The sequence below is a fragment of the Aquabacterium sp. genome (assembly GCF_021768455.1).
GTDB lineage: Bacteria > Pseudomonadota > Gammaproteobacteria > Burkholderiales > Burkholderiaceae_C > Aquabacterium.
Window position 1 is genome coordinate 1 of record NZ_JAIZVX010000180.1, and the last position, 7222, is coordinate 7222.

9 protein-coding genes are annotated in these 7222 nt (G+C 67.9%); 4 read left to right on the forward strand and 5 right to left on the reverse strand.

What is annotated here, in order from left to right:
• Window positions 1–282 precede the first annotated feature (282 nt).
• Window positions 283–1209, reverse strand: a complete 927-nt coding sequence (gene rsmI, locus QZ994_RS17565) for a 16S rRNA (cytidine(1402)-2'-O)-methyltransferase (RefSeq protein WP_290874716.1) — start codon at window positions 1207–1209, stop codon at window positions 283–285.
• Here rsmI and QZ994_RS17570 point away from each other — a divergent pair.
• Genes QZ994_RS17570 through QZ994_RS17580 form a run of 3 tightly spaced genes read left to right on the forward strand, consistent with a single transcriptional unit; the run spans window position 1193 to window position 2839 of the window.
• Complete coding sequence (locus tag QZ994_RS17570) at window positions 1193–1579, forward strand: YraN family protein (RefSeq protein WP_290874719.1); 387 nt, start codon at window positions 1193–1195, stop codon at window positions 1577–1579. The genes rsmI and QZ994_RS17570 overlap by 17 nt on opposite strands.
• Before the next feature lie 31 nt (window positions 1580–1610).
• A complete protein-coding gene (locus QZ994_RS17575) occupies window positions 1611–2189 on the forward strand; it encodes an SIS domain-containing protein (RefSeq protein WP_290874722.1) in 579 nt (192 codons plus the stop codon).
• A complete protein-coding gene (locus QZ994_RS17580; protein WP_290874725.1) occupies window positions 2189–2839 on the forward strand; it encodes a BON domain-containing protein in 651 nt (216 codons plus the stop codon). The genes QZ994_RS17575 and QZ994_RS17580 overlap by 1 nt, the downstream gene beginning before the upstream one ends.
• Before the next feature lie 38 nt (window positions 2840–2877).
• Here QZ994_RS17580 and QZ994_RS17585 read toward each other — a convergent pair whose 3' ends face one another.
• From QZ994_RS17585 to QZ994_RS17600, 4 genes are all read right to left on the reverse strand, one after another.
• Entirely contained in the window at window positions 2878–3780 is a 903-nt protein-coding gene (locus QZ994_RS17585) for an NAD(P)-dependent oxidoreductase (RefSeq protein ID WP_290874728.1), read from the reverse strand.
• 7 nt (window positions 3781–3787) lie between these two features.
• Window positions 3788–4924: a PilT/PilU family type 4a pilus ATPase gene (locus QZ994_RS17590; RefSeq protein WP_290874731.1), complete on the reverse strand. Its 1137-nt coding sequence runs from the start codon at window positions 4922–4924 to the stop codon at window positions 3788–3790.
• A gap of 65 nt (window positions 4925–4989) precedes the next feature.
• Entirely contained in the window at window positions 4990–5637 is a 648-nt protein-coding gene (locus tag QZ994_RS17595) for a Crp/Fnr family transcriptional regulator (RefSeq protein WP_290874734.1), read from the reverse strand.
• Window positions 5638–5645: 8 nt separating this feature from the next.
• Window positions 5646–6689 (reverse strand): type IV pilus twitching motility protein PilT, encoded by a 1044-nt coding sequence (locus tag QZ994_RS17600; RefSeq protein ID WP_290874737.1) that lies wholly within the window; start codon window positions 6687–6689, stop codon window positions 5646–5648.
• A gap of 39 nt (window positions 6690–6728) precedes the next feature.
• Between QZ994_RS17600 and QZ994_RS17605 the strand changes: the two genes are divergently transcribed.
• Window positions 6729–7222 (forward strand): YggS family pyridoxal phosphate-dependent enzyme (locus QZ994_RS17605; RefSeq protein WP_290874738.1); only part of this gene is annotated, 494 nt, incomplete at its 3' end.

Sequence of the window (7222 nt, forward strand, 5' to 3'; positions counted from 1 at the left end):
CGGGTCTGGGAGCCGGTGGCGGTGGTGGTTGTGGTGGCATGGGCCACCGGGGATGCGGCCAAGGCGGCCAGGGCCAGGGTGGCGGCGCCCAGGCTGATGCGGGGGAAGAAGGGGTTCGACATCGTGAGCTCTCCGGTAGGGGACGCAGCTCGGCGGGCTGCTGGCGTCCATTGTTGGACGCCTCTCAAACGGTCGTTTCAAGGGTTCACCCCAGGCCTCAGGGTTATCGCCATAGCCCTGCGGCGTTAAATTTCTCACACCGCACGTTGTCAGATCAGGGGTTTACCCCAAGTCCTCCGCTGACCCCTGGTCGCGACAGCGCTGGGCCTCGTCGTACAAGGCCTTGCGCGGCAGGCCCGTGAGGTCGGCCAGCAGCCCTGCCGCTTTTTTGACGGGGATGTGCTGCACCAGTTCGCTGAGCACAGCCTCCACCGCAGGCGGCAAGCCTGGCAAGGCTTCGGTTTCACCCTGGGCGTGGACGACCAGCACGAACTCGCCTCGCTGGCGATGGGCGCCACCGGCCAGCCAGGCGGCCAGGCCACTCACCGGCAAGGTGGCAATCTCTTCGAACTGCTTGCTGAGTTCGCGGCAGACGGTGACGGTGGCCAGGGGGCAGACGGTCAGCAGGTCGGCGGCCAGGTCCTCGATGCGGTGCGGGGCCTCGAACAGCACCAGGCTGCAGGTGGGCACCAGCGCCTCGCGCAGGGCCGACTGGCGGGCCGCGCCCTTGGAGGGCAAAAAGCCCAGGAAGCGAAAGCCCTGGGCGCGGGTGTCGCCAGCGGCGCTCAGGGCCGTGGTGACGGCGCTGGCTCCGGGCAAAGGGATGACAGGCAGGCCGGCGGCGTGGGCGGCCTGCACCAGGTGGGCGCCAGGGTCGGAGACGGCGGGGGTGCCGGCATCGCTCACGTAGGCGACGCGCTGGCCTTCGAGCATGAGCGCGACCAGGCCCTGGGCGGCCTGGGCCTCGTTGTGCTGGTGCACGGCGGCCAGTTTCTTGTCCATGCCGAGGTGGCGCAGCAGTTGGCCCGACACACGGGTGTCTTCGCAGGCCACCACGTCGGCCAGGGCCAGGACGTGCACGGCGCGCAGGCTCATGTCGGCGAGGTTGCCGATCGGCGTGGCGACCAGGTAGAGCGCACCTTTGGGATACTGCTGGCCGGCGGCCACCTGTTGGGCGGCATGGAGCAGGGTGTTGGCATCGAAGGTCACGACAAAATCCCGGGGAGATGAAGCAGAGGAGCGCGCACTGGCCTATCTGCTGGCCCAGGGACTGACGCTGGTGGAGCGCAATTATCGGGTGGCGCGCGGCCCCAGCGCGCGCGGCGCCGAGGTGGACCTCATCATGCGCGACCGCGACGCCGAGGGCACGCTGGTGTTCGTGGAGGTGCGCCAGCGCACGGGCGAGGCCCATGGCGGCGCAGCGGCCTCCGTGGGGCGAGGCAAGCAGCAGCGCTGCATCCGCGGGGCGCAAACCTACCTGATGGGGCTGAAGGTGTGGCCCCCCTGCCGCTTTGACGTGGTGGCCATCGACGGCGACCGGCTGGAATGGCTGGTGGCGGCTTTTGACGCCTCACGCTGAGACGCGGAAGCACTGACTTATCATCCGCGCCATGTCGGATCCCCAATTTCAGCACACCTACCTGCAGCAGCCGCTGCTGGAAACCGCCGATTGGCTCTACCAGTCGTCGGAGCGCCTGGCCCAGCAGCTCAATTACGCTTCCCTGGCCCTGATGCACACGCTCACCTCGGGTGGCAAGGTCTGGTGCGCCGGCGAAGACGAAGCCGCCCTGCTGGCGCAGCGCGCCGCCACCCTGCTGGTGCAGGGCCAAGGCCGCGAGCGCCCTCCCCTGGCCGCCGTGGCCCTGGCACCCGCCGCCTCGGACCGGCTGCCCGGCCTGGCCCAGCAGGTGCGCGCCCTGGGTCACCCCGGCGACGTGTGGCTGGCCTTCTCGCTGGAGCGCGACGACCCCGACCTGCGCGAGGCCACCGAGGCCGCCAGCGAACTCGACCTGACCCTGATTGCCTTCACCGGCGAGGCCGCCCAGACCCTGGGGCCCCTGCTGCGCGACACCGATGTCTGGGTGCCCCTGCCTGGCACCCGGCCCGACACCCTGTTCGCCATCGCCTGGCTGGCCATCACGGGCCTGTGTGCGGCGGTGGACACCCACCTGCTTGGAGAAGACGCCTGATGAACCGTTCCAACTTGTCGACCGCCCTGCTGCGCGGCACCGCCGTGGCCGTCCTGGCCTGCAGCGCCCTGAGCGGCTGCGCGCCCCTGATCCTGGGTTCGGCCGTGGGCAGCGCCTTCGTGGCCACCGACCGCCGCACCTCCGGCACGCAACTGGAAGACCAGGGCATCGAGCTGAAGGCGGGCAAGCGCGTGCGCGACGCCATCGGCGACCGCGGCCATGTGAACGTGACCGCCTACAACCGCCAGGTGCTGCTGACCGGCGAAGTGCCCACCGAGGCCGACAAGGCCGCTGTGGTGCGGGCCGTGGCCGGGGTCGAAAACGTGAACAAGGTGATGGACGAGCTGGCCGTGACGCTCAACAGCTCCTTGAGCACGCGCTCCAACGACGTGCTGCTGGCCAGCAAGGTGCGCGCCACCCTGGTGGACGCGCGCGACCTGATCTCGAACGCCTTCAAGATCGAAGTGCAACGCGGCGAGGTCTACCTCATGGGCCTGGTGACCGAACGCGAAGCCAACCGTGCGGCCGAGCTCACGGCCAGCATCAGCGGCGTCAAGCGCGTGGTCAAGGCCTTCCAGGTCATCAGCGAAGACGAGCTGGCCAACAAGCTGCCCCGTCCGGCCCCTGCGCCCACCAGCACGGCGCAATGAAGCGCACCCACGCGCGGTGCGCCGGGGCCTGAACAGGCTCAGCGCAGGCGCTTGATCAGGCTGGAGGTGTCCAGCCGACCGCCGCCCTGGGCCTGCACATCGGCATAGAACTGGTCGACCAGGGCCGTGACGGGCAGGCGCGCGCCCTGGCGGCGGGCCTCGTCGAGCACCAGGCCCAGGTCCTTGCGCATCCAGTCGACGGCAAAGCCGAAATCGAACTCGTCCTTGACCATCGTGGGGCCACGGTTGGCCAGCTGCCAGCTGCCGGCCGCGCCTTGCGAGATCACGCCGATCACCTGCTGCATGTCCAGCCCGGCCTTCTGGCCGAAGGCAATGGCCTCTGACAGGCCTTGCAGCAGGCCACCGATGCAGATCTGATTGACCATCTTGGCCAGCTGGCCCGAGCCGCTCTCGCCCAACAGGGTGACGGCGCGGGCAAAGGCACGGATGACCGGCTCAACCTGGGCAAAGGCCTCGGCCGAGCCACCGCACATCACGGTGAGCACACCGTTGATGGCCCCCAGGTTGCCACCCGAGACGGGCGCATCCACAAAGGACAAGCCCTGCTGCGCGGCCACGGCCGAGAGCTCGCGAGCGACCTCGGCCGAGGTGGTGGTGTGGTCGACCACGATGGCCCCGGCCTTCAAGGACGCGAAGACGCCCTCGGTGCCAATGGTGACCTGGCGCAGGTCGTCGTCGTTGCCCACGCAGGTGAAGACGATGTCGGCCCCCTGCGCGGCCTCACGCGGCGTGACGGCCCACCGCCCGCCATGCTCGGCCACCCAGGCCTCGGCCTTGGCGGTGGTGCGGTTGTAGACGGTGACCTGATGGCCAGCCGCCAGCAGGTGGGCGGCCATGGGGGCGCCCATGGTGCCCAGGCCGATGAAGGCCACGCAGCGGGCAGGGGTGGGGTCGTAGGTCTTGGAAGCGGCGGCGCTCATGAGGGAATCAGACGATCTTGAGGTGTTCTGTGCCGGCGGCCAGGTCGGAGGACCGGGCGCGCTGGCTGTTGAGCTTGATCTGCAGGCGCAGGTCGTTGACGGAATCGGCGTTGCGCAGGGCGTCTTCGTAGGTGACGTCGTTGCCCTCGTAGAGGTCGTAGAGGGCCTGGTCGAAGGTCTGCATGCCCAGTTCGCGGGACTTCTTCATGATCTCCTTGATCTCGCCCACCTCGCCCTTGAAGATGAGGTCGGAGATCAGGGGCGTGTTCAGCAGGACCTCGACTGCGGCCACCCGGCCCTTGCCCTCCTGGCGAGGCAGCAGGCGCTGGGAGATCAGGCCCTTGAGGTTGAGGGACAGGTCCATCAGCAGCTGGGCGCGGCGCTCTTCAGGGAAGAAGTTGATGATGCGGTCCAGCGCCTGGTTGGCGCTGTTGGCGTGCAGCGTGGCCATGCACAGGTGGCCGGTTTCGGCGAACTGCACGGCGTGCTCCATGGTCTCGCGGTCGCGGATTTCGCCCATGAGGATCACGTCGGGCGCCTGCCGCAGCGTGTTCTTGAGCGCCATGCCCCACCCGTCGGTGTCGATGCCGATCTCACGCTGGGTGACGATGCAGTTCTTGTGCGGGTGCACGAACTCGACCGGGTCTTCCAGCGTGATGATGTGGCCGTAGGAGTTCTCGTTGCGGTGGTCGACCATGGCCGCCAGCGTGGTCGACTTGCCCGAGCCCGTGGCCCCGACCAGGATGACCAGGCCCCGTTTGGTCATCACCGTGTCCTTGAGGATCTGGGGCAGGCCCAGGGCATCGACCGTGGGCAGGGTCTGCGGGATGGTGCGCAGCACCAGGCCGACGTGCCCCTGCTGCACAAAGGCATTGACGCGGAAACGGCCCACGCCACCCGGCGAGATGGCGAAGTTGCACTCCTTGGTGCGCTCGAACTCGGCCGACTGCTTGTCGTTCATGATCGAGCGCGCCAGGGACACCGTGTGCTGCGAGGTGAGCGGCTGGGGGGAGACCTTGGTGACCTTGCCATCGACCTTGATGGCCGGCGGAAACTCGGCCGTGAGGAAGAGGTCGGAGCCGCCCCGGGCCACCATCAGCTTGAGCAGGTCGTTGATGAATTTCGAGGCCTGATCGCGTTCCATGGTGGGTCCCCTTCTTGGATCTTGGTGTGTGTGGTGGCAGTGGGCGTGGCGCGGAGACCCGGCGCTCAGCCCGCGGTGAGCAGCGCGCCCAGGCGGGCGCTGAGCTGGCGCATGCGCAGGGACAGGCGCCGCGCGATCGAGGTCATGAGGGCCATGCCCAGGCGAGGCTCTTCGATGGCGAACTCGTCGAGGGCCTCGGTGGTGAGCACGGCCAGGGCGCAGCGGCTGAGCGTGAGGCAGGAGGCGAAACGGGCCCCGGCATCGAGCAAGGACATCTCGCCGAGCACGTCGCCCTCGCGGGCCTCGGCCAGGCGGGCGCGCGCACCGGTGGGCTGCACGCGGTCGACCGCAACCAGCCCTTCGAGCACGATCAGGGCGTAGTCGCCCTTTTCATCCTGCACGATGAGCTCGCGGCCAGCGGGCACGGTCACGAACTGCAGGTGCCCGAGCAGCTTGCGCTGGGTGGCCTCGTCGAGCGAGGCCATGAAGGCGTCCTGCCCCCAGGCCTTGAGCAACAGGGCCAGGCCGACGTCGGCATCGAGCGCATGGGCGCCCACGGCCAGGGCGCGGGCCTGCCAGGCGGAATTGGCGCGGGCCTGCTCGGGCCGCTCCATGAACTGGGTGGAGAAGAAGCCTTCGTCGTCGGCCTGCACGGGCTCGCTGTCGCGTGCGGCAGCCGGGCTGCTGACAAAACGGTCCAGCAATCGTTTCATGTGCGGGATCAGCCTGGGAAGTTTTCAGGGATCTTGGCCTTGGCGCGGGCCTCGGCGGGCGAGATCACATTGCGGCGCACCAGCTCGGTCAGGTTCTGGTCGAGGGTCTGCATGCCCAGGTTGTTGCCCGTCTGGATGGACGAGTACATCTGCGCGATCTTGTTCTCGCGGATGAGGTTGCGGATGGCCGGCGTGCCGATCATGATTTCGTGGGCCGCGACCCGGCCCGAGCCGTCCTTGGTCTTGCACAGCGTTTGCGAGATCACGGCCTGCAGCGATTCGGACAGCATGGCGCGCACCATGTCCTTTTCGGCCGCAGGGAAGACGTCGACCACGCGGTCGATGGTCTTGGCGGCGCTGGAGGTGTGCAGGGTGCCGAAGACCAGGTGGCCGGTTTCCGCCGCGGTGAGCGCCAGGCGGATGGTTTCCAGGTCGCGCATTTCACCCACGAGGATGGCGTCGGGGTCTTCGCGCAGGGCCGAACGCAGGGCGTTGGCGAAGCTCATGGTGTGGGGGCCGACTTCGCGCTGGTTGATCAGGCACTTCTTGGAGTCGTGCACGAACTCGATCGGGTCTTCGACCGTGAGGATGTGGCCGTACTCGGTCTCGTTGAGGTGGTTGACCATGGCGGCCAGCGTGGTCGACTTGCCCGAACCCGTGGGGCCGGTGACCAGCACCAGGCCACGCGGCTTCAGGGCCAGCTCGGCGAAGACCTTGGGCGCATTGAGCTGCTCCAGCGTGAGGATCTTCGAGGGAATGGTCCGGAAGACGGCGCCGGCGCCGCGGTTCTGGTTGAAGGCGTTGACCCGGAAACGCGCCAGGCCCTGGATCTCGAAGGAGAAGTCGCACTCCAGCGTCTCTTCGTACATCTTGCGCTGGGCGTCGTTCATGATGTCGTACACCATGTCGTGGACCTGTTTGTGGTCCAGCGCGTCAACGTTGATGCGCCGCACATCGCCGTGCACCCGGATCATGGGGGGCAACCCCGCCGACAAATGCAGGTCAGAGGCCTTGTTCTTGACCGAGAAGGCGAGGAGTTGGGTGATATCCATGGATGATGTCGGGGACAGACAGGACGTGACAGACCCATTATGGCGACGATCGCAAACAAGCTACAAGAAGTCAGAAGCCGGATACAACAGGCTTGTTCAGAACACCACAGGCCGGGGGACAGTGTCACCTTGCTGGCCGTGAGCAAAACGTTTCCGGCTGTAACGGTGCGCGAGGCCTTCGAGGCCGGACAGCGCTGTTTCGGTGAGAACTACGTGCAGGAGGCGCTGGACAAGATCGCAGAGCTGGCCGACCTGCGCAGCCAGATCACCTGGCACCTGATCGGCCCCCTGCAGAGCAACAAGACGCGCGTGGTGGCCGAGGCCTTCGACTGGGTGCACACCATCGACCGCCTCAAGATCGCCCAGCGCCTGAACGACCAGCGTCCGGCAGCGCTGCCACCGCTGCAGGTGTGCATCCAGGTCAACACCAGCGGGGAAGAAAGCAAGAGCGGGGTCTCGCCAGACGAGGCCCTGGCCCTGGCCCGCGAGGTGGCCGCCCTGCCCCGCCTGCGCCTGCGTGGCGTGATGGCCCT